The sequence below is a fragment of the Streptomyces sp. NPDC046870 genome (assembly GCF_040704595.1).
GTDB lineage: Bacteria > Actinomycetota > Actinomycetes > Streptomycetales > Streptomycetaceae > Streptomyces > Streptomyces argyrophylli.
Map to the genome: position 1 here is coordinate 368,615 of NZ_JBEYXM010000004.1, position 25,341 is coordinate 393,955.

Consider the following 25,341-nt stretch of genomic DNA (forward strand, 5'->3'; position numbering starts at 1 on the left):
CACGGTAGCGGCGGGCACCGACAGCGGGCCTCAGTTCACACTGCTGCTGTCGGCCGCCAGGGCCGTCGACTGCAGGCGGGTCAGGACACCGGAGGGGCTGCCGCCGGGGGCGACCGCCTGGCCGATGTTCTGCTTCACGGCCGCGCTGACCGCCGCCCAGGACGTCTTGCCGACGGGGTACAGCTCCGAGGTCGGCAGCTGCTCCAGGAAGGGGCGCAGGGCCTTGTCGGCGGGGGCGTCCGACGCCGCCATGGTGTCGGACGCGGAGCTGGTGACCGGCAGCAGCCCGTACTCGCGGGAGAACTCGAGGACGTTCTTCTCGTTGTAGGCGAAGTCGAGGAAGTCGCCGATCTGCTCGGCGTGCCCGTTCTGCTTGAAGCCCATCATCCAGTCGGCGACGCCCATGGAGGCCCTGGCCCTGCCGGTACGGCCCGGCATCGGCACCGTGCCGAACTTCACGCCCTTCTTGGCCGCCTGCTGGATGAGCGTGGGGTGGCCGTTGACCATGCCGACCCGGCCGTCGGCGAACGCGGCGAACGCGGCGGCACGGTTCAGCTTGCCGGGGGCGACCGGGCCGGTCAGGCCCTTGCCGACCAGCTCGTCCTTGAGCCAGGTGAAGGTCTCGACGTTCGTGGCGGAGTCGATGGTGTAGGTGCCGACGTCGTCGGTGTAGCCGCTGCCGCCGTTGCCGCCGCTGAGCAGCCACTGCATGGTCTCGGCCTGGGCCTCCTCGGGGCCGAGGGGCAGCGCGTACGGGTACTGCACGCCCTCCGCCTTGAGCGCCGTGGCGTCGGCCGCCAGCTCGTCCCAGGTGGTGGGCGCCGTGAGGTGGGCCTTGTCGAACAGGGTCTTGTTGTAGAAGAGCACGCGTGTGGAGGCGGCGAACGGGATGCCGTACTGCGTGTGCTTCCACTGGCCGGCGTCGGAGAGCGGGGAGAGGAAGTCCGCCTGGGTGCGTATGGAGAGCAGGTCGGAGACCGGGTAGAGCTTGCCGGCGGCGGCGTAGTCGGCGTAGGCGCCGATCTGGGCCATGTCCGGGGCGTGGCCGGCGTCGACCATCTCCTTGACCTTGCGGTCGACGTCGTTCCAGGAGTAGACGCTGACCTCGACCTTCACGTCCGGGTGCTGCTTCTCGTACTCCTTGACCAGGGCGTCCCAGTACTTCCTGGAGCTGTTGGCGGCCGAGTCGCCGTAGTCGGCCGCGACGAGTCTGAGGGTCACGTCGGAGGAACCCGTACTCCCGCAGCCGCCGAGAACCGCCGTCATGCCCAGTGCGGACACCACCGCGATCGTTCCTGCCGTACGCCGACGCACGCTCAAATCCCCAACCCTGCTGTCTGACGGTTCAATATGTGGACACATAAGGTCTACACCACGTGAGTGGACTAGACCTCTCCCGGGTGGGAGGGCCACACTAGGCCCGTGGTGAGACATGTCATCGCCCTCGACGTGGGCGGTACCGGGATGAAGGCCGCCCTGGTCGGCGACGACGGCGGGCTGCTCCACCGCGCCCGCCGCGCCACCGGCCGCCAGCGCGGCCCCAAGGCGGTGCTCGCGGGCATCCTCGACTTCGCCGCCGAGCTGCGCGCGTACGGCGTCGAGCACTACGGCGAGCCCGCCGGCGCGGCCGGCATCGCCGTCCCCGGCATCGTCGACGAGACGACCGGCACCGCCGTCTACGCCGCCAACCTCGGCTGGCGGGACGTCCCCCTGCGGGCCCTGCTCACCGAACGGCTCGGGGTGCCCGTCGCCCTCGGCCACGACGTCCGCACCGGCGGCCTCGCGGAGGGCCGGATCGGTGCGGGCCGGGGCGCGGACCGGTTCCTGTTCGTGCCGCTGGGCACCGGGATCGCCGGTGCCATCGGCATCGACGGCCGGGTCGAGGCCGGCGCGCACGGCTTCGCGGGCGAGATCGGCCACATCGTCGTACGCCCCGGAGGCACGGCCTGCCCCTGCGGGCAGCGCGGCTGCCTGGAGCGGTACGCCTCCGCGTCCGCCGTCAGCGAGGCCTGGGCGGCGGCCTGCGGCGACCCCGGGGCGGACGCGGCGGACTGCGCCCGCGCCGTCGCGTCCGGTGACCCGAACGCCGTCCGGGTCTGGCGGGAGGCGGTGGACGCGCTCGCCGACGGGCTGGTCACCGCCCTCACCCTGCTGGACCCCCGCACGCTGATCATCGGTGGCGGCCTGGCCGAGGCGGGGGAAGTGTTGTTCCAGCCCCTGCGGGACGCCGTCCGGCGCCGGGTCACCTTCCAGAAACTGCCGACGATCGTCCCGGCGGCGCTGGGCGACGCGGCCGGCTGCCTGGGCGCGGGGCTGCTCGCGCAGGACCTGCTGACAGCCACTTCTACGACTCCGGAGGTAAGCACCTGATGGCAACCGAGCGGGAAACTCCGGGCAGGTACGGCGCCCCGTCAGGGGCGCGGCCGACCCCCACCGGCCCGCAGCTGCTCACCGGCGCGAACGTGGTGCTCCCCACCGGAACGGTGAAGAACGGCCAGGTGGCCGTCGACGGCAAGCGCATCGCCGGTACCGCACCGGCCGGCGCCGAGGTCGTCGACGTCACCGGCCACTGGCTGGTCCCCGGCTTCGTGGACATCCACAACCACGGCGGAGGCGGAGCCTCCTTCTCCGGCACCGCCGAGCAGATCCTCACCGCCGTGCACACGCATCGCCTCCACGGCACCACCACCCTCGTCGCCTCCACCGTCACCGACGAGATGGACCTGCTGGCGCGTCAGGCCGGCCTGCTGAGCGAGCTGGCCGAGCAGGGCGACATCGCGGGCATCCACTTCGAGGGGCCGTTCATCTCGCCGTGCCGCAAGGGCGCGCACTCCGAGAAGCTGCTGCGCGACCCGGACCCGGCCGAGGTCCGCAAGCTGATCGACGCGGCGCGCGGCAAGGCGCGGATGGTCACCCTCGCGGCCGAGCTGCCGGGCGGCATCGACTCCGTACGGCTGCTCGCCGAGCACGGTGTGATCGCGGCGATCGGGCACACGGACGCCTCCTACGAGCAGACGACCGCGGCGATCGACGCGGGCGCCACCGTCGCCACCCACCTCTTCAACGCCATGCCCGCCCTCAACCACCGCTCGCCCGGCCCGATCGCCGCCCTGCTGGAGGACGAGCGGGTCACGGTCGAGCTGATCAACGACGGCGTCCACCTGCACCCCGCCGCGCTGGAGCTGGCGTTCCGTCACGCGGGCGCCGACCGGGTGGCGTTCATCACCGACGCGATGGACGCGGCCGGCACCGGCGACGGGCGCTACATGCTCGGCCCGCTGGAGGTCGAGGTGAGCGAGGGCGTGGCCCGGCTGGTGGAGGGCGGTTCGATCGCGGGCTCCACGCTGACGCTGGACCGCGCGTTCCAGCGGGCGGTGACCGTCGACAAGCTGTCGGTGGAGGACGCCGTGACCGCCCTGTCGGCCAACCCGGCCCGGCTGCTCGGCCTCTCCGACCGCGTCGGGTCCCTGGAGCCCGGCAAGGACGCCGACCTGGTCCTGCTGGACGCGGACTTCGCGCTGAAGGGCGTGATGCGGCAGGGTGAATGGGTGGTAGCGCCCCAACTGCCCTGATCCGTACCGGCGTCGAGGAGACGGAGGCCGACCCGCGCACTGGGCCGGCCGCCGTCTCTTTGGCATGATCGAGACCCCGGAAACCGAGACAGCCGCACGGACTTCGAGGGAGGTCGGCCCGGGTGATCCTCACGGTCACGCTGAACACCGCTCTCGACATCACCTATCGCGTGCGGTCGCTGCGGCCGCACGCCTCGCACCGCGTCTCCGAGGTGGCCGAACGGCCCGGCGGCAAGGGCGTGAACGTGGCCCGGGTCCTGGCCGCGCTCGGCCACGAGGTGACGGTCACCGGCTTCGCGGGCGGCGGGACCGGCCGGGCGGTACGCGACCGGCTGGCCGGCACGCCCGGACTGACCGACGCGCTGGTGCCGGTCGCCGGGGCGACCCGGCGCACGATAGCCGTGGCCGACGAACTGGCAGGGGACACGACCCAGCTGAACGAGCCCGGCCCGCAGATCGCGCCGGCCGAGTGGGGCGCCTTCCTCGACCGTTACGAGGACCTGCTGGGCGGCGCCTCGGCGGTGGCCCTGTGCGGGAGCCTGCCCCCGGGGGTCCCGGTCGGCGCGTACGCGAACCTGGTCCGGCTGGCCCGTGCGCAGGGTGTCCCCGTCCTGCTGGACACGAGCGGCGAACCGCTGCGCCGGGGCGTCGCGGCCCGCCCGGACATCATCAAGCCGAACACCGACGAGCTGGCCGAACTCACCGGCTCCCACGACCCGCTGCGCGCCACCCAGGACGCCCGGCGCCGCGGCGCCCGCACGGTGGTCGCCTCCCTCGGCCCGGACGGCCTGCTCGCCGTCAGCCCCGAGGGCCGCTGGCGCGCCACTCCGCCGGCCCCCGAATTCGGCAACCCCACCGGCGCGGGCGACTCGGCGGTGGCGGGCCTGCTGTCCGGCCTGGTGGAACACCTCCCCTGGCCGGACCGCCTCACCCGCGCGGTCGCCTTGTCGGCGGCGACGGTACGGTCCCCTGCGGCGGGTGAGTTCGACCGGGCGGCCTACGAGAAACTCCTTGCGCGGGTGTCGGTGACGGCGGCGTGAGAGCAGTGCGGCCTCGCCGGACGGCGGTGGCTGTAACCGGCGCGTTACTGGGCGACGCCTTTGCCACACCGGCTGCAGCGGCTGATCCCCACACCTGCCCGCAAGGAAAGGTCTGCGGATGGTCGGGGACGAACAGGGCGGGAACCAGGACCGTCCTTTCCATGACGCCCAGCTGCCTTCCCTTCACCGCAGCCCGGTCCGTCTCGAACCAGACGTCCTACCGCGTCGAGTGGGCGGCGGCAGAGGGCGTGGTGACCTCGGCGGCTGTCGAGGTCACTTCACTCGCTTCGGGGCTCAGCCGCTGGAATTGACCCAGCCCTTCACCAGCCACATCTGGTCGATCAGAGCATCGCACTGATTTCCCTGCGCGCACGAGAGCGCGATGGTGTTCCTTCCCTTGTCGAGCTGGATCCAGTTGTACGTCTTCGTCCAGCCCTTCTCGTAATCGCCCGCGGCGGCGTGCGCCCAGTTCTTCAGTCCGACAGGCGTGTTGGAAGCCGTGCCGTTGACCGTGAGGGTGGCGGTGGCGTCCTTTCCGGGAACGCTGTAACCGACGTAGACACTGTATTTGCCGGACTCGGGGATGTTGTCGACGGTCCAGGTGATCGAGGCGCCGGTCTGGTTGAAGCCCGTCACATAGGTACCGCCGGCCGCCCGTGCGCCCTGCACGTCCGTCGCCTTGGTCGCGCCGCCGGCCAGCTGGAGCGCGCTCGCGTCCGACTTCGGCAGCTCGCCCGGCGCCGCCGAACCGCTCCCCGAAGGGCTCGGGCTGCCGGTCTGGGACTGGGTCGGGGTGGAGCCGGCCTCGTTGCCGGACTTGTCGTCGTCCGTGTTGCCGTTGATCATCGCGGCGCCGATGCCGATGACGACCGCGGCGACCACCGCGATGGCGCCGATCAGCAGGCCCTTGGTGTTGGGGCCGCGGCGGCCGGGCGCGGGGGCCGCGGGGCGGTGGGAGGCCGGGGTGCCGCCGGGAAGCGTCTCCGGGGCCTGGTAGTGGGCGTTCGGCTGACCGTGGGCGCCCTGCTGGGGAACGCCCTGGCCGTACGTGGCCTGCTGCGCGCCGTAGCTGCGCTCGCCGACCGTACGCACCCTGCTGACCGAGTTCGGGTAGCCGTAGCCGCCGGACGGCGGCTGGGCTCCCCGGGCCTGGCCGTCTGCGTACAGGTAGCCGAACGGGTCGTCGTCCTCGGGCGTGCTCGCGCCGTTGTCGCCGGGCGTCATCCCTTGGTACTCCTCAACAGGTGCGGTCGGATGCGGTACGGGTGTGGAATGGCGAGCCTACCCGCTCTCGCTGGCCCAAACGGGTGGCTCGGACCGCATCAACTCGCTGACCTGCGCATCATCCAGCGCGCCGGTGCTGTTTGGGACGAGATCGTTTCTCTACGTACATCCGCTCGTCAGCGGACTTCAACACCTCGTCCGCCGTCATCCCGCAGTGGGCCCAGCCGATGCCGAAACTGGCGCCCACCCGGACCGCCCGGCCCTCGGCGCGGATCGGCTGGATGATCTCGTTGCGCAGCCGTACGGCGAGGTCCTGGGCGTCGGCCCGGCCGAGGCCGTCGGCGAGGATCACGAACTCGTCGCCGCCGAGCCGGGCGACCGTGTCGCCGTCCCGGACGCCGTTGCTCAGCCGCCGGGCGACCTCGATGAGCACCGCGTCGCCCGCGTTGTGCCCGAACCGGTCGTTGATCGACTTGAAGCCGTCGAGGTCGCAGAAGAGGACCGCGAGGCCCTTGGTGCCGTCGTCGCGGCCGTCCTCGGGGGCGACGGTGTGCACATGGTGGTCGTAGGCGTCGAAGCCCTCCGCGCCCGGCGTGAAGTCGAAGCCGTGGCCCGCGGGGGCGTCGAAGGCGGGGTGGCCGTAGGCCGCGTCCAGGGACTCCAGCGCGCCGGCGTGGGCGGGGCGCCGGCAGAGCCGTGCGGACAGCCGCGAGCGCAGTTCGGCGGAGTTGGGCAGCCCGGTCAGCGAGTCGTGGGAGGCGCGGTGGGCGAGCTGGAGCTCGCGCCGCTTGCGCTCCTCTATGTCCTCGACGTGGGTGAGCAGGAAGCGGGGGCCGTCGGCGGCGTCGGCGACGACGCTGTTGCGCAGGGAAACCCAGACGTAGGTGCCGTCGCGGCGGCCCAGGCGCAGTTCCGCACGGCCGCCCTCCGCGGAGGTCCGCAGCAGGGTGCCGACGTCCTCGGGATGGACGAGGTCGGCGAAGGAGTAGCGGCGCATCGCGGAGGCGGGCCGGCCGAGCAGCCGGCACAGGGCGTCGTTGGTACGCAGGATGCGGCCGTGCTGGTCACCGCCCATCTCGGCGATGGCCATGCCGGAGGGGGCGTACTCGAAGGCCTGCCGGAAGGATTCCTCGCTGGCGCGCAGGGCCTGCTGCTCGCGCTCCAGGCGGACCAGGGCGCGCTGCATGTTGGCGCGCAGGCGGGCGTTGCTGATCGCGATGGCGGCCTGGAAGGCGTACATCTGGAGGGCCTCGCGGCCCCAGGCGCCGGGGCGGCGGCCGTTGCGCGGCCGGTCGACGGATATGACGCCGAGCAGTTCGCCGCAGGAGCCGCCCTGCACGCCGGGGGTGTACATGGGCGCGAAGAGCCGGTCGGAGGGGTGCCACTCGTCCTCGAAGCGCGGCGCGGGCCCGTCGGTGTACCACTGGGGGACGTCGTCGTCGTCGAGGACCCAGCCCTCGGTGTGCGGTATGAAGACGAGGTCGCCCCAGCGTTCGCCCATGCTCAGCCGCCGGTCCCAGGACTCGCGTGAGCCGGCCCGGCCGGTGATCAGGGCCTCGGCGGCGGAGTTGCCGGAGAAGGCGGCGACCACGAGGTCGCCGTCCTGGCGGACCAGGTTGACGGCCGCCATCTCGTAACCGAGGGCGGACACGGCGCCGTCGGCGACTGTCTGCAGTGTGTCCGCCAGGCTGCGTGCCGTGTTCATGTCGGCCATGACCTGGTGCAGCTGTCGCAGGGACGCAAGACGGACATACGGCTCCGACTCGGTCTCCATGCTCACCCTCCCCCCGAGACCTCGTAGCGAATCAAGGGTTGTGTCTGAACCTCTTCGTGGCTTCCCCGCCACTGAATCACAGCGCGAAGCCCACTCGGTACACAGGGTCAACAATTCCTGCCTCTTGTGACTCAAGTCACAGAAGAACGTGAACAATTGAGTGGAGTTTCTGCGTTTGCCCTGTGCGTTTCCTGAACGCACAGCGTGCGCCCGTGCTCACATGATGCACGCATCTGGCCGGTTGCCGCCTGTGTGCGCCGCTGGTCCTAGGTCCCGGCTCGGGCGGAGGGCCGATGCGGGCCGCGCGGGGCGGCGACTAGCGTTTCCGGCGTGCTGAAGACTCCCTCCCCCACGACCCCCCTGCCTACCGGGCATGCTGAGGGGGTGAGCAACGACGAGTTCCGGGCCGCGATGTCCCGGCTGGCCGCCGGCGTGGTCCTGGTCACCGCGCAGGAACCGCCGCTGGACCCGGACGACCCCGAGGCGCCGGGCGTGGAGGACGTCGGCATGACCGCCACCGCGTTCATGTCCGTCTCCCTCGACCCGCCGCTGGTCCTGGTCAGCCTGCGCACGGGCGCCCGCATGGACGACCTGCTCGACGAGCAGCCGCTGTGGGCGGTGTCGGTCCTCACCGAGAGCCAGCGGCACATCGCCGGCCGCTTCGCCATGAGGGGACGCATCAGCGACCGGCTGCTCTTCGAGGACATCCCCTACGTCCGGGGCGAGGTCACCGGCGCCCCGCTGGTCGGCGGCGCCCTGGCCACCCTGGAGTGCCGGACCGAGCAGCGGGTGACCGCCGGCGACCACACCCTGGTCATCGGCCGCGTCCTCACCGCCCGGGTGCCGAGCGCCGAGGGCGGCCCGCTGCTGTACTTCCGGGGACGGTACCGGCAGTTGGGCTGAGCCGGGTGCCGCGCCGTCCCGCCGGGCCGGCCGGCGAATCCCGTGGCGGCACCGGGGAGCGCCCGCCTACGGTGCGCGGATGACACCACGTCTGGAAGAAGTCACCCCGGAGAACTTCGACACCGCCGTCGCCCTCCGCGTCCGCCCCGACCAGGAACACGCCGTCTCACCGGTCGTACGCTCCCTCGCCGAGGCGTACGTCCACCCCGCCGGTGTCGCCTGGCCCCGCCTGATCGTCGACGACGGCCGCACGACCGGCTTCCTGATGGCCTTCTTCGGCATCGACTGGCACGGCGACGGCAGCGTGCGCCGCTCCGGGCTGTGGCGCCTGAACATCGCCGCCGGCGAGCAGGGCAGGGGCTACGGCCGCTTCGCCGTCGACGCCGTGGCCGGCGAGATCCGCCGCCGGGGCGGCACGCGGATGTACGTCAGCTGGCACCCCGGCCCGCACGGCCCCGAGGAGTTCTACCTCCGCCTGGGCTTCCGGAAGAACGGCGAGACGAGCGGGGACCAGACGGTGGGGGTGCTGGACCTGTCCTGAGCAGGCCCGTTCAGAGCTCCTCGACGGTGAGCTCCGCCAGCCGGGCGGGCCCGGTGATGATGTCGATCGCCGAGATGCGGTCGGCGGCGAAGGTGAAGACCAGGACCCGCTCCGGGCGGCCGCCGGCGAACACGGCAAGGCCGGTCGCGCCGTCCACCAGGACCGGACGCGCGACGCGCGCCAGATGGGCGAAGGTCGCCGCGCCGGCGGCGACCCGGGCCGCGCCGCTGTTCACACCGGCCTCGCCACGGGCCTCCACCCCGGGGTCGAGCACCGCCAGCAGCCCGTCGAAGTCGCCGTTGCGCGCGGCGGCCAGGAAGGCGTCCACCACCTTCCGCTGCCGGGCCAGGTCGGCCTCCGGCACCTGCACGCCCCGCACCCGGCGCCGGGCCCGGCTGGCGAGCTGCCGGGCCGCGGCCGGGCTGCGGTCCAGGATGTCGCCGATCTCCTCGAAGGGCACCCCGAACAGGTCGTGCAGCACGAAGGCGAGCCGCTCGGCCGGGGAGAGCGTGTCCAGGACGACGAGGAGGGCCGGCCCGACCGAGTCGGCGAGCAGGGCGTCCCGCACCGGGTCCGGCTCCGCGGAGGGCGCCGGCCGCCAGGTCTCCAGGGGCTGCTCGCCCCGGGAGCGGCGGGAGCGGAGCATGTCGAGGCAGACCCGGCCGACGACGGTCGTCAGCCAGCCGCCGAGGTTCTCCACCTCGCGGGTGTCGGACCGGCTCAGCCGGAACCAGGCCTCCTGGACGGCGTCCTCGGCCTCGGCGGCGGAACCGAGCATCCGGTGGGCGACGGCCCGCAGGTGCCCCCGGTGCGCCTCGAAGCGCTGGGCGAGAAAGTCGTCGTCGGTCATGGGTGGCCGCGGCCTCTCCGTCGTCGTCCCCGGCGGTCCCGGGTCCTCCTGCACCACCCTGACGGCGGGGAGCGGGGAGATGTGACATGGCCCGGGGAGACGCGACGGGGTGCGGCCCCGGCCCGCCGGACGAAAGACCCTAGCCCCAGTCCCGGCCCGTGCGGCCACGCTTGGTCTCCGCGCGCTGCTTCTTCTCCCGCAAGCGGCGTTCGTTGATGCCGCGCGGGATGCGGGTCGGCTTGCGGGGCTTGGGCGGTGGCGCGGTGGCCTCCGCGAGGAGCGCGGCGAGGCGTACGGCGGCGGCCTCGCGGTTGCGCCACTGGGAACGGTGCTCCGAGGCCCGTACGGACACCACCCCGTCGGCGAGGCGGCCGGCCAGCCGCCGCAGTGCCCGCTCCTTCCACACCGGAGGGAGCGCCTCCGTGCGGGCGAGGTCGAAGCGCAGCTCGACCTGGGAGTCGCTGGTGTTGACGTGCTGTCCACCGGGCCCGGACGACCTGGAGAAACGCCACATCAGCTCGGCCTCGGGAAGCGAGACGGAGCCACGGATGAGGTAGGGCCCGGACATGTCTTTCATGTTCCCGGCCCGGCCCGCCTCACGTCACCTGGATTTCCGGTTCGGTAAAAAAGGTAAAGCGATCCGGAACCACGGGGACCCCCCTCGACGTTGTCCCGGGTGACGGTAGCTTCGTCGGCACAGAGTGCACGGATACGCACGGATATCTAAGGAAGGGACTCCCAACAATGGCTGTAAGCCTGTCCAAGGGTGGCAACGTCTCGCTCACCAAGGAGGCTCCGGGCCTGACCGCCGTCACCGTGGGCCTCGGCTGGGACGTCCGCACCACGACCGGCACGGACTTCGACCTGGACGCCTCCGCCATCGCGGTGAACGGCCAGGGCAGGGTCTACTCGGACGCCCACTTCGTCTTCTTCAACAACAAGCAGACCCCGGACAACTCGATCGTCCACACGGGCGACAACCGCACGGGCGAGGGCGCCGGCGACGACGAGGCGATCAACGTCGACCTGGCCGCGCTCCCGGCCGACATCGAGAAGGTCGTCTTCCCGGTCTCCATCTACGACGCCGAGAACCGCGGCCAGAACTTCGGCCAGGTCCGCAACGCCTACATCCGCATCGTCAACCAGGCGGGCGGCGCCGAGATCGCGCGCTACGACCTGTCCGAGGACGCGGCCACCGAGACGGCCATGATCTTCGGTGAGCTGTACCGCAACGGCGCGGAATGGAAGTTCCGCGCGGTGGGCCAGGGTTACGCCTCGGGCCTGGTGGGCATCGCCCAGGACTTCGGCGTGAACGTCTGACGGGTGTGAGCCGTGCGAGGAGGCCCCCGGCGCACACCCCGGGGGCCTTCTTCACCGCACCCGCTTCACGGCACCCGGGGGAAGCGGGCCTGGAGGGTCCAGACCGCGGGGTTCTCCGCCAGGTCCTCGTGGAGGTCGGTGAGGTCCGCGAGCAGATCGTGCAGGAAGTCACGGGCCTCGCGGCGGAGTTCGGCGTGCGAGAAGGTCAGCGGGGACTCCTCGGCCGGCATCCAGTCGGCGGTGATGTCGACCCAGCCGAAGCGGCGCTCGAAGAGCATGCGGTCGGTGGACTCGGTGAAGTCCAGCTCCGCGCGCTGCGGGCGGGCGGCGCGGGAGCCCATCGGGTCCCGGTCCAGCCGTTCCACGATGTCGCACAGCGCCCACGCGAAGTCCAGCACCGGCACCCATCCCCAGGCTGTGGACAGCTCCCGGTCTGACTCGGTGTCCGCGAGATAGACGTCCCCGCAGAACAGGTCGTACCGCAGCGCGTGGACGTCCGCGCGGCGGTAGTCGGTCTGCGGAGGGTCCGGGAACCGGTTGGAGAGGGCGTAGCCGATGTCGAGCACGGAGGAGATGGTGTCACGCCACCCCACCCGCCCCCGCCCCCGGTCACCCGGCCTCACCGCCACTCACCCGGCCCCGGCCGACCCGCGCCGCCTCCGAAGCCCCGGCCCCACCCGACTCCCGCCTTCGCAGCAGCGCCCCCTGCCGACCCCGGCCCAGCCGCGCTCCCCCGGCCCCTGCCCCACCCGGCTCCCCGCCACCCCGGCCTCGCCGTCGACGCGGCGGACCCTGTCCGGGACGGGCCACCTCCGGACCCGCCGCCCCGGCCCGACTCACCCACCCGGAGCCCTGCCGCCCCGGGCCCCGCCGACCTCCCCGGAGCACCCGGCTCCCGCCTTCGCAGCAGCGGCCCCTGCCGACCCGGCCTCGCCGCGGTCCCCCGACCCCCGGTCCACCCGGCTCCCTGCCGACCCGGCCTCGCCGTCGACGCGGCGGGCCCTGTCCGGGACGGGCCGCCTCGGCACCCGCTGACCCGGGCCACTCACCGACCCCCAAGCCCTGCCACCCCGGCCCAGCCGCGCTCCCCCAGCCCCTGCCCCACCCGGCTCCCCGCCACCCCGGCCTCGCCGTCGACGCGGTGGACCCTGCCCGGACGGGCCCCCGTGCCTAAGATCGATGACATGTCCAGATCCGTGCGCCTTGTCCCGGTCCTCGCCGCGCTCCTTGCCCTCGCCCTCACCGGCACCGCGTGCGACGGCGGCGTGCGGGGCACCCCGGGCGGCTCCGGGGTGCGCGACCCGTACTTCCCGAAGGCGGGCAACGGCGGCTACGACGTCGGCCACTACGCCCTCGCCCTGGACTACACCCCGGCCACTCGCCGGCTCACCGGCACGGCCGTCATCACCGCCCGGGCCACCCGGGACCTGCCCGCCTTCGACCTCGACCTCGCGGGGCTGCACGTCGACTCGGTCACCGTCGAGGGCCGGGAGGCCCGCTGGAACCGCGCCGGCCAGGAACTCACCGTCCGCCCGCACGACGACCTCGCCCGGGGCGGAACCTTCCGCACCACCGTCCGCTACTCGGGCACCCCGCGCACCCTCACCGACCCCGACGGCTCCGAGGAGGGCTGGCTGCCCACCGCCGACGGTGCCCTCGCCCTCGGTGAGCCCGTCGGCTCCATGGCCTGGTTCCCCGGCAACCACCACCCCTCCGACAAGGCGACGTACGACATCACGGTCACCGTGCCGAAGGGTCTGCAGGCCGTCTCCAACGGGGAGTTGACGGAACAGAGCACGAAGGGCGGCCGGAGCACGTACCACTGGCACAGCGGCCGGCCCATGGCGAGCTATGTCGCCACCGTGGCCATCGGCCACTACGACATCACCCGGAGCACCGGCCCGCACGGCCTGCCCGTCCTCACCGCCGTCGACCCCACCCAGGCCGGGGCGAGCGCGAAGGTGCTCGCGAAGCTCCCGGAGATCCTCGACTGGGAGGAGTACAACTTCGGGCCGTACCCGTTCTCCTCGGCCGGGGCGATCGTCGACCGCCCGCACGACGCGGGCTACGCGCTGGAGACCCAGAACCGGCCCGTCTTCCCCGCCGACCAGCTGAACACCTCGATCCTCGTGCACGAACTCGCGCACCAGTGGTACGGCGACTCGGTCACCCCGCGGTCGTGGCGGGACATGTGGCTGAGCGAGGGCTTCGCGACGTACGCGGAGTGGCTGTACCAGGAGGACCACGGCGGGCCCACCGCCCAGGAGACGTTCACCCGGCTGTACGAGGGCGACCGCGAGGACATCTGGGCGTTCCCGCCGGCGAAGCAGCCGGACGCCGCGCACATCTCGGGCAGCCCGGTCTACGAGCGCGGCGCGATGGTCCTGCAGAAGATCCGCCGGAAGGTCGGCGACGACACCTTCCACGCCATCCTCCGGGGCTGGGCCGCCGCCCACCGCCACGCCGGCGCGAGCACCGCCGACTTCACCGCGTACGTCGAGGAGAAGGCCCCGGACCAGGACTTCGGCGGGATCTGGAAGGACTGGCTGTACGGCGACGGGAAGCCGGACCACCCGTGAGGACGGGTGGCCCGGCCGCCGGGACGCCGTACGCGCGCGGCTACTTGACGTTCACGGCCGCCCAGGCCGCCGCCACCGCGTTGTATTCCGCGCTGCCCTGGCCGTACAGGTCGGCCGCGGCCTGCAGGGTGCCGGTGCGGGCGCCCGCGTAGTCCGTGGACGAGGTGAAGTACGTGGTCAGGGCCTTGTACCAGATCTGGACCGCCTTGTCCCGGCCGATGCCGGTGACCGTGGAGCCGTCGTACGTCGGGGAGTTGTAGGAGACCCCGTTGACCGTCTTCGCGCCGCTGCCCTCGGACAGCAGGTAGAAGAAGTGGTTGGCGACACCGGACGAGTAGTGCACGTCCAGCCGGCCGACCGTGCGCGACCAGTAGTCGGCTGAGGCGCCGTCCTTGCTGGGCTTGTCCATGTAGCGCAGCGGGGTGCCGTCGCCGTTGATGTCGATCTTCTCGCCGATGAGGTAGTCACCGGGGTCGGACGCGTTGTTCGCGAAGAACTCCACCGAGGTGCCGAAGATGTCGGAGGTGGCCTCGTTCAGGCCGCCCGACTCGCGGCTGTACTTCAGTCCGGCGGTGGCCGCGGTCAGACCGTGGCTCATCTCGTGTCCGGCGACGTCGAGCGAGGTCAGCGGGTCGGCGTTGTTCGCGCCGTCGCCGTACGTCATGCAGAAGCAGCTGTCGTTCCAGAACGCGTTGACGTAGGCGTTGCCGTAGTGGACGCGGGAGTAGGCGGCCCTGCCGTCGCCCGCGATGCCGTTGCGGTTGAACGCGGCCTTGTAGAAGTCCCAGGTGACGGCGGCGCCGTAGGCGGCGTCGACGGCGGCGGTCTGGCGGTTGTTCACGGTGCCGTCGCCCCAGAGGTCGTCGGCGTCGTGGAAGAGGGTGCCGGTGCCGGTGGTGCCGCCGTTCAGGTCGTACGTCTTGTGGCCGCCGCGTCCGCCGTCGGTCAGGTCGTAGCCGCCGGAGGCGGCGGTGGTGTCGAGCGGGACGGTGCCGCTGTACTGGCTGGTGCCCGTGCCGGTGTCGACGGCCTCGAAGGAGTACAGCCGCTCGCCGGTGCGCGCGTCGGTGATGACGTGCAGGTCGCTCGGGGTGCCGTCGTGCTGCCGGCCCTTGACGACGGTCTCGTAGGCGAGGACCGGCTTGCCGGCAGCGGCCCACACGACCTCGCGGGCGGTGGCGGCGGTGGCCTTCGCGGTACCGGCGGCCTTGAGGGCGGTCTGCTTCGCGGCGGCCGGGGACACGGCCGCGGTCGTGCTCGGCACGGATATCCGGGCCTTGGTCGCCTTGCTGACGCCCTTCAGCGAGCCGTCCTTCGCCGCGTGGACGACGAGGTCGCCGCCGAGCACCGGCAGACCGGCGTACGTGCGCTCGTAGCGGGTGTGGACGGTGCCGTCCGCGTCCTTGACGACATCCCGGACGACGAGCTTCTCCCGGGCGCCGAGCCCGAGTTCGCGGGCCGCGGTACCGGCGTTCCGCCGGGCCGACTCCAGCGCGGCGGCACGGGCCGGGGCGCTGAGCGCGACGGCCCTGGCGCCGGAGGGGTGCGGCGCGGGCGCGGCGGTCGCGGCGCCGGTCTGCAGGGCGAGGACGACCATCGCCGCGGAGCCGGCCAGGGCGGCGGCGCGCACGGCGGTCTTGCGGGGAGCACGGGAGGCGCCGGTGTCGTGGGACTGCTGTCTCACTCGATCTCCTTCTGTCCGGTCTCGTGGGGTGGAGACACAGAGGGGCCACAGGGGACGTACAGACGTGCGGCGGGCGAGGAGAGAGTGACACCGAAACCCGTTTGTTTGACAGGCCACCGTCAAGACTTTACGTGTTCGTATCCGAATTCCGTGCTGCGGAATCCGTTATACGGACGCCAGGTTCGGCCTCAACCTCCGTCTGTTACAGCGCACTTGAGGCGCGGAACGTCACACCCGGCACGCCTCTTCGCGCGCCGGGCAGCCGCGCGAGCCCGGGCGGCCACACCGCCCCCTCGGCCGGCCCTGGAGCGGCACCGGTCACATGACCCGGATGCCCATCGCCGCCGCCAGCACCGGGGCGAGGTCGAGCAGCTGGCCCGTGCTGATCACCGCTCCGGAGAGCCGGTCCAGGCCCCGGGTGATCTCCAGCGGAGCGGCCCCGCGCAGGTCGACGTCGGTCAGGGTCGCCCCGCCGAAGTCGGCCCCCTTCAGGGCGCAGTCGGTGAACTCCACCCGCTCCAGGCGCGCGCCCGCGAAGTCCGGCTCGACCAGCACGCAGGACTCGAAGACGACGTCCTTGAGGCGGGCCTCGCGCAGGTTCAGGTAGTCGATCTTGCCGCCCCGGATCACGACTCTCTCCAGCACGGCGCCGTGCAACTGCGTCCCGCCCAGACGGGCGTCGACCAGCTCGACGTCCCTGAGCGTGGCCTCGGCCAGCCGCGTCCCGACCCCGCGCAGTCCGGTCAGCACCGAGTCCAGCACCCGGGCCCGGCCCAGCGCGGTCTCGTCCACCGCGCAGCCCGTCAGCGCACAGTCCATGAACCGGGCACCCGCGCCGTCCTGCCCGGCGAGGTCGCACTCCCGGAACTCCAGCCCGTCGTAGTCGCCGTCCGGCGCCAGCTCTCCCTCGGTCCAGGGCTCCAACGGCGGCAGCCGCACCTCCGGCCGCCGCGCGCCCCGCACCGCCTCCCGGCCCGCGGACCGGCTCCCCGTCGCTCGCCTCACCATGCGCCCATGCTGCACCCCACCACTGACAACCGGCGCCGACCTGCAAGGACACCCGGCATGTCACACACGGCGGGGCACGGGCCGTCGTACCGCCGGACAGGCGCACCGACCGCAGGGAGAACCATGCACAAGCCCGCGCACCACATCACCGTCATCGGCGGCGGCTTCGCCGGACTCACCGCCGCGATCACCGCCGCCGAGGCCGGCGCCCGGGTCACCGTGTACGAGGCCCACGGCACCCTGGGCGGGCGGGCCCGGACGGCACAGGGGCCGTACCGGACCAACGAGGGCCCGCACGCCCTCTACGCCGGCGGCCCGCACTGGACCTGGCTGAGGCAGCGGGACCTGATCGGTCCGCTCGCCGCCCTGCCGCCCCTGGAGGCCGCCCGGCTGCGGCTGCGCCACCACGGCGCGCTGCGCCGCACCCCGCCCTTCGCCATGCTCAGGCTGCTGCGGCGCCGGGTCGGCCCGGCCCCCGTCGACGCCGACTTCCTCGGCTGGGCGAGCTCGATCGCCGGGGAGGAGGGCGCCCGCGCGGCTGCGCACTACGCGGCGGTGGCCCTGTTCCACCACGACCCGGGCGGCCTGTCCGCCGCCTTCGTGCAGGAGCGGCTGCGCCGGGCCGCCAAGCTGCCGCCGGAGGCGCACTACCCGCGCGGCGGCTGGGGCGGGGTGATCGACCGGATGGCCGCGCGGGCCTGGGACATGGGCGTGCGGATCGAGACCGGCGCCCGGGTGGACGAACTGCCGGCGGACACCCCGGTGGTCGTCGCCACCGGCCTGCCCGCCGCCCGTCGGCTGCTCCGCGACGACGCGCTGGAGTGGCCGGGCGGCCGCACCGTCCTGCTCGACCTCGCCGTACGCACCCGGCGCGGGGACGCCTTCGCCGTCTCCGACCTGGACGCGCCCGGCTGGATCGAGCGCTTCACGGCGCAGGACCCGTCCCTCGCGCCCGCCGGGGAGCAGCTGATCCAGGGGCAGTTCCCGATCGGGCCCGGCCAGGCCCGGGCCGACGGCGTGGCCCGCGCCGAGCACCTGCTGGACCTCGGGTTCCGGGGGTGGCGGGAGCGGGTGACCTGGCGGCGGGAGGCCGTGGCGGACGGCCGTACGGGAGCCGTGGACCTGCCGGGCCGCAGCTGGCGGGACCGGCCCGCCGTGGACCGCGGCGACGGGATCTACCTCGTGGGGGACCAGGTGGCGGCCCCGGGCGTGCTCGCCGAGGTGTCCTTCAACAGCGCGGTGACGGCGGTGTCCCTGATCCTCGGCCGGCCCGCCCTTGACCTCAAGCGCGCTTGAGGTCCGAGGGTGGGGATCACACCGAACCTCGTCTTCCTGGGGGTCCCATGCACGCCGTCCGCCTGTACGCCTTCGGTCCGGCCGAGAACCTGGCCTACGAGGAGCTCCCGGACCCCGTCCCCGGCCCCGGCCAGGTGCGGATCGCGGTCGCCGCTGCCGGTGTGCACCTGCTCGACGCGGCCCTGCGGGAGGGCCACCAGGGCCCGCTGCCCGAACCTCCCCGCCTGCCGACCGTGCCCGGCCGGGAGGTCGCCGGGGTCGTGGACGCGCTCGGCGACGGCGTGGACGGCCTGTGGCTCGGCCGGCGGGTGGTGGCCCACCTTGGCTTCGCGCCCGGCGGCTACGCCGAACTGGCCGTCACCGAGGTCGAGCGTGTGCACGACATCCCGGACGGCCTGGACTTCGCCGCCGCCGTCGCCATGATCGGCACGGGCCGTACGGCGCTGGGCATCGCGCGGTTCGCCGAGCCGGGACCGGACGACGTGGTGGTCGTACCGGCCGCGGCCGGCGGCATCGGCACGCTGCTCGTGCAGCACGCCGGGAACGCCGGGGCGACCGTGATCGGGCTCGCGGGCGGCCCGGAGAAGACCGCCCGGGTACGCGCGAACGGCGCCGGCCTCGCCGTCGACTACACCGACCCCGGCTGGCCCGCCGAGGTCCGCGCCCACCTCGGCGGGCGGCCGGCGACCCTCGTCTACGACGGCGTGGGCGGCCGGGTCGCCCGGGACGCCGTCGCCCTGCTCGGCCCCGGCGGCCGGCATCTGGTGTTCGGCTGGTCGGCGGAGGGCATCGGACACGGCCGGGGGTACCACGTCGAGGGCGTCTCGGAGTCGGTGCTCGGCCCGGCGATGCTGGAACGCGCCGGCGGCCTGCGCGCGCTGGAAATGCGCGCCCTCGCCGAGGCCGCCCGGGGCCGGCTGCGCCCGGCCGTCACCCGCTTCCCCCTCGCACAGGCCGCCACCGCCCACCGGGCACTGGAGGGACGGCGAACGATCGGCAAGGTCGTACTGGAACCCTGACGGACGACGGCCGGGACGGCATGGAGCGAGGGCGCCCCGCCGCCCGGGAACCGGTGTCAGCCGGCCGAGCCCAGTGCGGTCAGCGCCCCGTCCGTGAGCCGGTACACCGTCCACCCGTCCTGGGGCCGGGCGCCCAGCGCCTCGTAGAAGCCGATCGCCGGCCGGTTCCAGTCCAGCACCGACCACTCCAGCCGCTCGTACCCGCGCTCCCCGCAGATCCGCGCCAGCTCGGCCAGCAGCGCCCGGCCGTGGCCGCCGCCGCGCGCCTCCGGACGGACGTACAGGTCCTCCAGGTGGATGCCGTGCACCCCGCGCCAGGTGGAGAAGCTGAGGAACCACAGCGCGAACCCGACCGGCTCCCCGCCCGTCTCGTCCACCGCCATGTGCGCGAACGCGGCCGGCCGCTCCCCGAACAGCGCCTCCCGCAACTGCGCCTCGCTCGCCCGGGCCTCCTCGGGCGCCTTCTCGTACTCGGCCAGCTCACGGACCATGGCGTGGATGACGGGGACGTCGTCGGGGGTCGCGGTACGAATCATGCCGCGAGGGTAACCGGCCCGCGCACCGGGCCTCAGTGCCGTCCCGCCACCCGGTCGGCCACCTTCGCCAGCCGCGAGGACTCCGTGCCCGGACGGAGGCGTTCGCGCTGGTCGGCGGCGCGGTAGGTGGCGTACATGCCCTGGACGCCCAGCCAGCGGAAGGGTTCCGGCTCCCACTTGCGGACCCTGTGGTTCACCCAGGGCAGGTCCGTCAGCCCGGTCCGCCCGCCCTGTCCGGAGTCCCGCTGCACCAGGTCGCGCAGGGTGCGGGCGGCCAGGTTGGCGGTGGCGACGCCGGAGCCGACGTAGCCGCCCGCCCAGCCCAGGCCAGTGGAGCTGTCGAGCGTCACCGTGGCGCACCAGTCGCGCGGCACCCCGAGCACGCCCGACCACGCGTGCTCGATCCGCACCCCGGCCAGGGACGGGAAGAAGCGGGTCAGGATCTCCCGCAGGGCCTCGACCGTCGCCGCCTGCGTCCGGCCGTCGTTGTCGGTGCGCGAACCGAAGCGGTACGGCACTCCGCGCCCGCCGAGCGCGATCCGGCCGTCCGCCGTGCGCTGGGCGTACATGTAGGCGTGCGCCATGTCGCCGAGGGTCTCCCGGCCCGACCAGCCGATCCCCGCCCACTGCTCCTCGGTCAGCGGCTCGGTCGCGATCATCGAGGAGTTCATCGGCAGCCAGGTCCGCCGCTGCCCCTTCAGGGAGGCGGTGAAGCCCTCGGTGCAGCGCAGCACGTAGGGCGCGCGGACGGTCCCGTAGGGAGTGACCGCGTGCTTGGGGCGGATCTCCGTCACCGGCGTGGACTCGTGGATGATCACCCCGAGCGCCTCCACGGCCGCCGCGAGCCCCTTGACCAGCTTCACCGGGTGCAACCGGGCCCCGTGCGGGGTCCAGGCCGAGCCGACCGCGTCCGCGACCCGGATCCGCTCGGCGGTCTCCCGGGCGCCGTACAGCTCCCGGTCCTTCTCCCCGTACGACAGCTCGTGCCGGTGGAACGCCTTCAGCCGGGCCAGCTGCGCCGGGGTGGTGGCCACCTCCAGGACGCCGCCCCGGTGCACGTCGGCGTCGATGCCCTCCGCCTCGGCCACCGCGATCACCTCGGCCACGGTGTCGTTCATCGCCCGCTGGAGCCGTACGGCGGCCTCGTGACCGTGCAGCTTCGCGTACCGGTCGCGGCCCGCGACCCCGTTGTACAGCCAGCCGCCGTTGCGGCCGGAGGCGCCGTAGCCGCAGAACTTCTGCTCCAGGACGGTGATGCGCAGGAAGGGCGCGGCCTTCTTCAGGTAGTACGCGGTCCACAGGCCCGTGTAGCCGCCGCCCACGATCACGACGTCGGCGGACGCGTCCCCGGGCAGCGGCTCCCGCACCGCCGGAAGGCCGTCGTCCGCGTACCAGAAGGAGATGCCACCGTTCACGACACTGCTCACCGAGCTGCTCATGGCCGGGACGTTAACCCCTGAGCCCGCCCAGTGTCTCCTTCGGATTCCATGCTTTTCCGCGGTCCCTGACCAGCGGATAGCAGGCCAGACCGATCAGTACGGCGACGATGTGACCGACGTCGGTGAAGGTCGGCCCGGCGGCCGGCGGCAGCCCGAACACGGCCAGCACCACCGGCAGGTACACGTACCGCCAGGGCGCCGCGATCCGGTAGGTGAGCACCGCCATCACCCCGGCCAGCGCGTAACTCACCCCGATGTCCAGGGTGTTCACCGCCGAGTGCGGGGCCATGCCCCGGCGGATCGCCTCCAGCAGCGCCCCCTCGCTGATCAGCGAGGCCAGCACGTGCGCCAGCGCGCACACCGCCAGCCAGCGGGCCGTGCCCAGCCAGCGCTCGGCCGGCGCGTGGAACACCGTGTACAGCACGGCGTACGGCACCCAGTACCCGCTCTCGATCCACATCGCGCTGGCCACCAGCACCCGCACCGGATTGCGGGACAGCTCATGGATGTTGGTCGACCGCCGCCGCAGGAAGTGCTCCTCGAACTCCGGCGACATGTGGTGCAGCGCGACGGTCGTCACGACCAGGACCCCCAGCCACACGTACGTGCCGGGAGCAGCGCGGACATACGCCCACACCCCGCTCAGGCCCCGGAGAATTCGCATGAGCCGATTGACGCACGCCAGTATCGTCCGCTTCGTGATTGACATCCCCGGCGAGCTGGCCAAGGCACAGGAGACGTACAACGGCGCGGCGGGACGGGCGTTCATCGCCGCGCTGCCGGACCTCGCGACCGCGTTCCTGCACCGCTGGCGGCTCACGCTCGACGGGCCGTCGATGAACGGCGTCAGCGCCCTGGTCCTGCCGGTCGTCCGCGCCGACGGCCTCCGCGCGGTCCTCAAGCTCCAGCTGACGGACGAGGAGAGCGTGGGCGAACCGGTCGCGCTGCGCGTGTGGGACGGCGACGGGGCGGTACGGCTCCTGGACCACGACCCGGCCACCGGCACCATGCTCCTGGAGCGCCTGGACGAGTCCCGGATGCTCGCTGGCCTCGGCGACACCCGCGAGGCCGTCCTGGTCATCGCCCGGCTGCTGGCCCACCTCACGTCCTTCCCCGCCCCGCCCGGCCTGCGCCGCCTGGGCGACATGGCCGAGGCCATGCTGGAACGGACCCCGCGGGCGCTGCCGCGCATCCCGGACCCCGGGGTCCGCCGGATCGTCGCCGACTGCGCCGCCGCCGTGCGCGAGGTCGTCCACGAGCCCGGCGACCGGCTGCTCCACTGGGACCTGCACGACGAGAACGTCCTCGCCGCCGACCGCGCCGACTGGCTCGCCATCGACCCCAAGCCGCTGGCCGGCGACCCCGGCTTCGAGCTGTGGCCCGCCCTGGACAACCGCTTCGACGCGGCCGAGGTGCGCTGGCGCTTCGACGCGATGACCGACGTCCTCGGTCTGGACCGCGCCCGGGCCCGCGCGTGGACCCTCGGCCGCCTGCTCCAGAACGCCCTGTGGGACGTGGAGGACGGCCGCCCGATCGAGGCCCGGCGACTGGAGATCGCCCGCCTGCTCACATAGGAAAGCCCAGGTGGGACGACGTCCCACCTGGACCGCACGAGCCCCCTGTCGGATTCGAACCGACGACCTTCGCTTTACAAGAGCGGCGCTCTGACCAGCTGAGCTAAGGAGGCGTACACCTGGGTGCCCGTGCAGTGTACCCACGTCTCGGGGCCGGTCCGTCGAGAATTTCCGCGAAGTTCACACCGGCCGGACTACTGACAGATCGAGTGAACGCCAGGTACCGTCCTGATCCAGTTCACTCGCGTGGACTACACCAACCACCTTCCTACAACGGATCGTCCGGCACGTTCCTGCCGGTAGAAGGGGTCCATCACCATGGCCACAGTCACGTTCGACAAGGCGACCCGGATCTACCCGGGTTCCACCAAGCCCGCCGTCGACGCACTCGACATCGCGATCGAGGACGGCGAGTTCCTCGTCCTGGTCGGCCCGTCCGGTTGCGGAAAGTCCACCTCCCTGCGGATGCTCGCGGGCCTGGAGGACGTCAACGGCGGCGCCATCCGCATCGGTGACCGCGACGTCACGCACCTGCCGCCCAAGGACCGGGACATCGCCATGGTGTTCCAGAACTACGCCCTGTACCCGCACATGACGGTCGCCGACAACATGGGCTTCGCGCTCAAGATCGCCGGCGTGAACAAGGCGGAGATCCGGCAGAAGGTCGAGGAGGCCGCGAAGATCCTCGACCTCACCGAGTACCTGGACCGCAAGCCGAAGGCACTCTCCGGCGGTCAGCGCCAGCGTGTCGCCATGGGCCGCGCGATCGTCCGCGAGCCGCAGGTCTTCCTCATGGACGAGCCGCTGTCCAACCTGGACGCCAAGCTCCGCGTCTCCACCCGTACGCAGATCGCGTCCCTCCAGCGCCGCCTCGGCATCACCACGGTCTACGTCACCCACGACCAGGTCGAGGCCATGACGATGGGCGACCGGGTGGCCGTGCTCAAGGACGGCATCCTCCAGCAGGTCGACTCGCCGCGGAACATGTACGACAAGCCCGCGAACCTCTTCGTCGCCGGCTTCATCGGCTCCCCCGCCATGAACCTGATCGAGGTGCCGATCACCGACGGCGGCGTGAAGTTCGGCAACAGCGTCGTCCCGGTCAACCGGGAGGCCCTGAAGGCCGCCGCGGACAAGGGTGACCGCACGGTCACCGTCGGCGTGCGTCCCGAGCACTTCGACGTGGTCGAGCACAACGGCTCCGTCGCCGCCTCCCTGTCCAAGGACGCCTCCGACGCCCCGGCCGGCCTCGCCGTCTCCGTGAACGTCGTCGAGGAGACCGGCGCCGACGGCTACGTCTACGGCACCGTCGAGGTCGGCGGCGAGACCAAGGACCTCGTGGTCCGCGTCAGCAGCCGCTCCGTGCCGGAGAAGGGCTCCACGCTGCACGTCGTGCCGCGGCCGGGCGAGACCCACGTCTTCTCCACGTCCACCGGCGAGCGGCTGTCCGACTGACGGCCGACGGCATCGCAAGGGCCCCGCGCGCTCGGCGTGCGGGGCCCTTCCCGTCGATCTTGCGGTGGGGCCTTCCGTCAACCCGTTACCCGGAAATCAGCGCCTTCTCATCCCCCGTAAGGGTGACTCAATGTCTCCAAATCATCACAGGGCGCTAACCTCACACGCGTGAAGCACTCCACCACCCCACAGACACGACGCGGCCACCGGGGCGGCCCTGCCCGCCGTATCGGCCGCACTCTCGCCCTCGTCCTGCCCGTCGTCCTGGTGCTCTCCGGGACCCTCGCGGTCACCCGGGTCAACTGGACGGGGAGCCCCTCCAGCTCGGTGCTGGCCGCCTCCGACGTCTCGTCGGTCGAGGTCTCCGCCAGGAAGACCACCCGGGCCCCGCAGGACGTGCTCCGCGACCAGCTGATGACCGAGCTGCAGCACAAGAACCCGGGGGTGGTCCTCACCCACCTCCAGCAGGCCGTCAACGGCCGCCCCTCGCTGGCCCGGCACTGCTCCTCCATCGCCCGCGCCCTCGGCAGGGCCGCGGTGCACCTCTACGGCGCCTCCCGCGCCCAGTCGTACGCCCGCCCGGTGTGCGACACGGCCTTCGCCTCGGGCGTGCTGGCCGCGCACAGCTGAGCCCCGGCGGCGGGTTCCCGGTGTGAACCGGGTAACGGCTCCCCAAGGAGCGCGCCGCCGCCCGTGGACAGCGGTGGGGCGCCACGTACAGTGCGGTCATGACCCATCCGAACGCCGCGTCGCGCCCCACTCAAGCCGTGGTCCTGGCCGGTGGCCAGGGCTCCCGGCTGCGTCCGTACACCGACGACCGGCCCAAGCCGATGGTCGAGATCCCCGGTACGGGCACTCCGATCATCGGCCACCAGCTGACCTGGCTGGCCGAGGAAGGTGTGACGGACGTCGTGGTCTCCTGCGGCCACCTCGCCGACGTCCTGCAGAAGTGGCTGGACTCGGCCGACCTTCCCGTCTCCGTCACCACCGTCGTGGAGAGCGAACCCCTCGGCCGCGGCGGCGGCCTGCGGTACGCGGCGGCCCGTCTGCCGCACCCCGAACGGCCCTGGTACGCCACGAACGGCGACATCTGGACGCGGTTCTCCCTGCGGGACATGGCCGACTTCCATACCGAGCGGGACGCCGTCGCCACGCTGGCGCTCGCCCGGCCGCGGATTCCGTGGGGTGCGGTGAAGACCGACGGGTTCGGGCACATCACCGACTTCATCGAGGCACCGCCGTCGACGTTCGAGATCAACGCGGGTGTCTACGTGTTCTCGCCGGAGTTCTCCTCCCTGCTGCCCGAGCGGGGTGACCACGAGCGGACCACGTTCCCCCGGCTGGCCAGGGAGAAGAAACTGGCCGGGTTCCCCATTCCGCAGGGGGCGTACTGGCGGGCCATCGACACGGCGAAGGACCTGACGGAGGCGGCCAAGGAACTGGCGGCGCTCGGCCGCTGACCGGCGCGCGGGCCCCTGGGCGGGACGACCGGCCCGGGCCCGCCGAGAGCGAAGAGGGCCCCGTACC

Annotated in this window: 25 protein-coding genes and 1 tRNA gene; 14 read left to right on the top strand and 12 right to left on the bottom strand. The window is 72.9% G+C overall.

Going from position 1 to position 25,341, the window contains the following annotated elements:
• Positions 1-30: 30 nt before the first annotated feature.
• Complete coding sequence (locus AB0946_RS12765; RefSeq protein WP_366760577.1) at positions 31-1,284, bottom strand: extracellular solute-binding protein; 1,254 nt, start codon at positions 1,282-1,284, stop codon at positions 31-33.
• A gap of 141 nt (positions 1,285-1,425) precedes the next feature.
• Here AB0946_RS12765 and AB0946_RS12770 point away from each other — a divergent pair, with 141 nt between their 5' ends.
• From AB0946_RS12770 to AB0946_RS12785, 4 genes are all read left to right on the top strand, one after another.
• Entirely contained in the window at positions 1,426-2,370 is a 945-nt protein-coding gene (locus AB0946_RS12770) for an ROK family protein (protein WP_366760704.1), read from the top strand.
• Positions 2,371-2,444: 74 nt separating this feature from the next.
• Positions 2,445-3,572, top strand: a complete 1,128-nt coding sequence (gene nagA / locus AB0946_RS12775; RefSeq protein WP_366760705.1) for an N-acetylglucosamine-6-phosphate deacetylase — start codon at positions 2,445-2,447, stop codon at positions 3,570-3,572.
• A gap of 122 nt (positions 3,573-3,694) precedes the next feature.
• Positions 3,695-4,612 (top strand): 1-phosphofructokinase family hexose kinase, encoded by a 918-nt coding sequence (locus tag AB0946_RS12780; RefSeq protein WP_366760578.1) that lies wholly within the window; start codon positions 3,695-3,697, stop codon positions 4,610-4,612.
• A gap of 26 nt (positions 4,613-4,638) precedes the next feature.
• Complete coding sequence (locus AB0946_RS12785; protein WP_366760579.1) at positions 4,639-4,923, top strand: peptidase inhibitor family I36 protein; 285 nt, start codon at positions 4,639-4,641, stop codon at positions 4,921-4,923.
• On the opposite strand, the gene AB0946_RS12790 is transcribed toward AB0946_RS12785, so the two are convergent.
• Together AB0946_RS12790 and cdgB are read right to left on the bottom strand one after the other, a co-directional pair.
• The gene (locus AB0946_RS12790) at positions 4,907-5,836 is read right to left on the bottom strand and encodes a CBM35 domain-containing protein (RefSeq protein WP_366760580.1); all 930 of its coding nucleotides are present in this window, start codon (positions 5,834-5,836) and stop codon (positions 4,907-4,909) included. The two genes, AB0946_RS12785 and AB0946_RS12790, sit on opposite strands and share 17 nt — an antisense overlap.
• A gap of 118 nt (positions 5,837-5,954) precedes the next feature.
• Positions 5,955-7,610, bottom strand: coding sequence for a diguanylate cyclase CdgB (gene cdgB, locus AB0946_RS12795; protein WP_366760581.1), 1,656 nt, complete (start codon positions 7,608-7,610; stop codon positions 5,955-5,957).
• Positions 7,611-7,940: 330 nt separating this feature from the next.
• On the opposite strand from cdgB, the gene AB0946_RS12800 reads away from it, so the two are divergent.
• Positions 7,941-8,513, top strand: coding sequence for a flavin reductase family protein (locus tag AB0946_RS12800; RefSeq protein ID WP_366760582.1), 573 nt, complete (start codon positions 7,941-7,943; stop codon positions 8,511-8,513).
• A 79-nt stretch (positions 8,514-8,592) separates the two neighbouring features.
• A complete protein-coding gene (locus AB0946_RS12805; protein ID WP_366760583.1) occupies positions 8,593-9,054 on the top strand; it encodes a GNAT family N-acetyltransferase in 462 nt (153 codons plus the stop codon).
• A 10-nt stretch (positions 9,055-9,064) separates the two neighbouring features.
• Here the strand turns inward: AB0946_RS12805 and AB0946_RS12810 are convergent, their stop codons facing one another.
• Positions 9,065-9,904, bottom strand: coding sequence for a sigma-70 family RNA polymerase sigma factor (locus tag AB0946_RS12810; RefSeq protein WP_366760584.1), 840 nt, complete (start codon positions 9,902-9,904; stop codon positions 9,065-9,067).
• A 139-nt stretch (positions 9,905-10,043) separates the two neighbouring features.
• On the bottom strand, positions 10,044-10,481 hold the full coding sequence (arfB, locus tag AB0946_RS12815; protein WP_366760585.1) for an alternative ribosome rescue aminoacyl-tRNA hydrolase ArfB: 438 nt from the start codon (positions 10,479-10,481) through the stop codon (positions 10,044-10,046).
• 167 nt (positions 10,482-10,648) lie between these two features.
• Here arfB and AB0946_RS12820 point away from each other — a divergent pair, with 167 nt between their 5' ends.
• Positions 10,649-11,224, top strand: a complete 576-nt coding sequence (locus AB0946_RS12820; RefSeq protein ID WP_366760586.1) for a TerD family protein — start codon at positions 10,649-10,651, stop codon at positions 11,222-11,224.
• Positions 11,225-11,289: 65 nt separating this feature from the next.
• On the opposite strand, the gene AB0946_RS12825 is transcribed toward AB0946_RS12820, so the two are convergent.
• The gene (locus tag AB0946_RS12825; RefSeq protein WP_059250377.1) at positions 11,290-11,790 is read right to left on the bottom strand and encodes a hypothetical protein; all 501 of its coding nucleotides are present in this window, start codon (positions 11,788-11,790) and stop codon (positions 11,290-11,292) included.
• Between the two features lie 618 nt (positions 11,791-12,408).
• On the opposite strand from AB0946_RS12825, the gene AB0946_RS12830 reads away from it, so the two are divergent.
• Complete coding sequence (locus AB0946_RS12830; RefSeq protein ID WP_366760587.1) at positions 12,409-13,803, top strand: M1 family metallopeptidase; 1,395 nt, start codon at positions 12,409-12,411, stop codon at positions 13,801-13,803.
• A 40-nt stretch (positions 13,804-13,843) separates the two neighbouring features.
• Here AB0946_RS12830 and AB0946_RS12835 read toward each other — a convergent pair whose 3' ends face one another.
• Both AB0946_RS12835 and AB0946_RS12840 read right to left on the bottom strand, forming a co-directional pair.
• A complete protein-coding gene (locus tag AB0946_RS12835; protein WP_366760706.1) occupies positions 13,844-15,400 on the bottom strand; it encodes a M4 family metallopeptidase in 1,557 nt (518 codons plus the stop codon).
• A gap of 405 nt (positions 15,401-15,805) precedes the next feature.
• Positions 15,806-16,495: a pentapeptide repeat-containing protein gene (locus tag AB0946_RS12840; protein WP_366760588.1), complete on the bottom strand. Its 690-nt coding sequence runs from the start codon at positions 16,493-16,495 to the stop codon at positions 15,806-15,808.
• Between the two features lie 123 nt (positions 16,496-16,618).
• Between AB0946_RS12840 and AB0946_RS12845 the strand changes: the two genes are divergently transcribed.
• A complete protein-coding gene (locus AB0946_RS12845; protein WP_366760589.1) occupies positions 16,619-17,791 on the top strand; it encodes an FAD-dependent oxidoreductase in 1,173 nt (390 codons plus the stop codon).
• A gap of 47 nt (positions 17,792-17,838) precedes the next feature.
• The gene (locus AB0946_RS12850; RefSeq protein ID WP_366760590.1) at positions 17,839-18,810 is read left to right on the top strand and encodes a zinc-binding dehydrogenase; all 972 of its coding nucleotides are present in this window, start codon (positions 17,839-17,841) and stop codon (positions 18,808-18,810) included.
• Positions 18,811-18,866: 56 nt separating this feature from the next.
• Here the strand turns inward: AB0946_RS12850 and AB0946_RS12855 are convergent, their stop codons facing one another.
• Genes AB0946_RS12855 through AB0946_RS12865 form a run of 3 tightly spaced genes read right to left on the bottom strand, consistent with a single transcriptional unit; the run spans position 18,867 to position 21,449 of the window.
• Complete coding sequence (locus tag AB0946_RS12855; RefSeq protein WP_366760591.1) at positions 18,867-19,346, bottom strand: GNAT family N-acetyltransferase; 480 nt, start codon at positions 19,344-19,346, stop codon at positions 18,867-18,869.
• Positions 19,347-19,378: 32 nt separating this feature from the next.
• Complete coding sequence (locus tag AB0946_RS12860) at positions 19,379-20,785, bottom strand: FAD-binding oxidoreductase (RefSeq protein WP_366760593.1); 1,407 nt, start codon at positions 20,783-20,785, stop codon at positions 19,379-19,381.
• A gap of 10 nt (positions 20,786-20,795) precedes the next feature.
• The gene (locus tag AB0946_RS12865) at positions 20,796-21,449 is read right to left on the bottom strand and encodes a rhomboid-like protein (RefSeq protein ID WP_366760594.1); all 654 of its coding nucleotides are present in this window, start codon (positions 21,447-21,449) and stop codon (positions 20,796-20,798) included.
• Between AB0946_RS12865 and AB0946_RS12870 the strand changes: the two genes are divergently transcribed.
• Positions 21,448-22,359: an aminoglycoside phosphotransferase family protein gene (locus AB0946_RS12870; RefSeq protein WP_366760595.1), complete on the top strand. Its 912-nt coding sequence runs from the start codon at positions 21,448-21,450 to the stop codon at positions 22,357-22,359. The genes AB0946_RS12865 and AB0946_RS12870 overlap by 2 nt on opposite strands.
• A gap of 39 nt (positions 22,360-22,398) precedes the next feature.
• Here the strand turns inward: AB0946_RS12870 and AB0946_RS12875 are convergent.
• Positions 22,399-22,472, bottom strand: a tRNA-Thr gene (locus AB0946_RS12875).
• 205 nt (positions 22,473-22,677) lie between these two features.
• Here AB0946_RS12875 and ugpC point away from each other — a divergent pair.
• The 3 genes from ugpC to AB0946_RS12890 all read left to right on the top strand — a co-directional run bounded on the left by ugpC (position 22,678) and on the right by AB0946_RS12890 (position 25,274).
• The gene (gene ugpC / locus AB0946_RS12880) at positions 22,678-23,814 is read left to right on the top strand and encodes a sn-glycerol-3-phosphate ABC transporter ATP-binding protein UgpC (RefSeq protein ID WP_225808993.1); all 1,137 of its coding nucleotides are present in this window, start codon (positions 22,678-22,680) and stop codon (positions 23,812-23,814) included.
• A gap of 168 nt (positions 23,815-23,982) precedes the next feature.
• Complete coding sequence (locus AB0946_RS12885) at positions 23,983-24,444, top strand: hypothetical protein (RefSeq protein WP_366760596.1); 462 nt, start codon at positions 23,983-23,985, stop codon at positions 24,442-24,444.
• A gap of 98 nt (positions 24,445-24,542) precedes the next feature.
• Positions 24,543-25,274, top strand: coding sequence for a nucleotidyltransferase family protein (locus AB0946_RS12890; RefSeq protein ID WP_366760598.1), 732 nt, complete (start codon positions 24,543-24,545; stop codon positions 25,272-25,274).
• Positions 25,275-25,341: the final 67 nt, after the last annotated feature.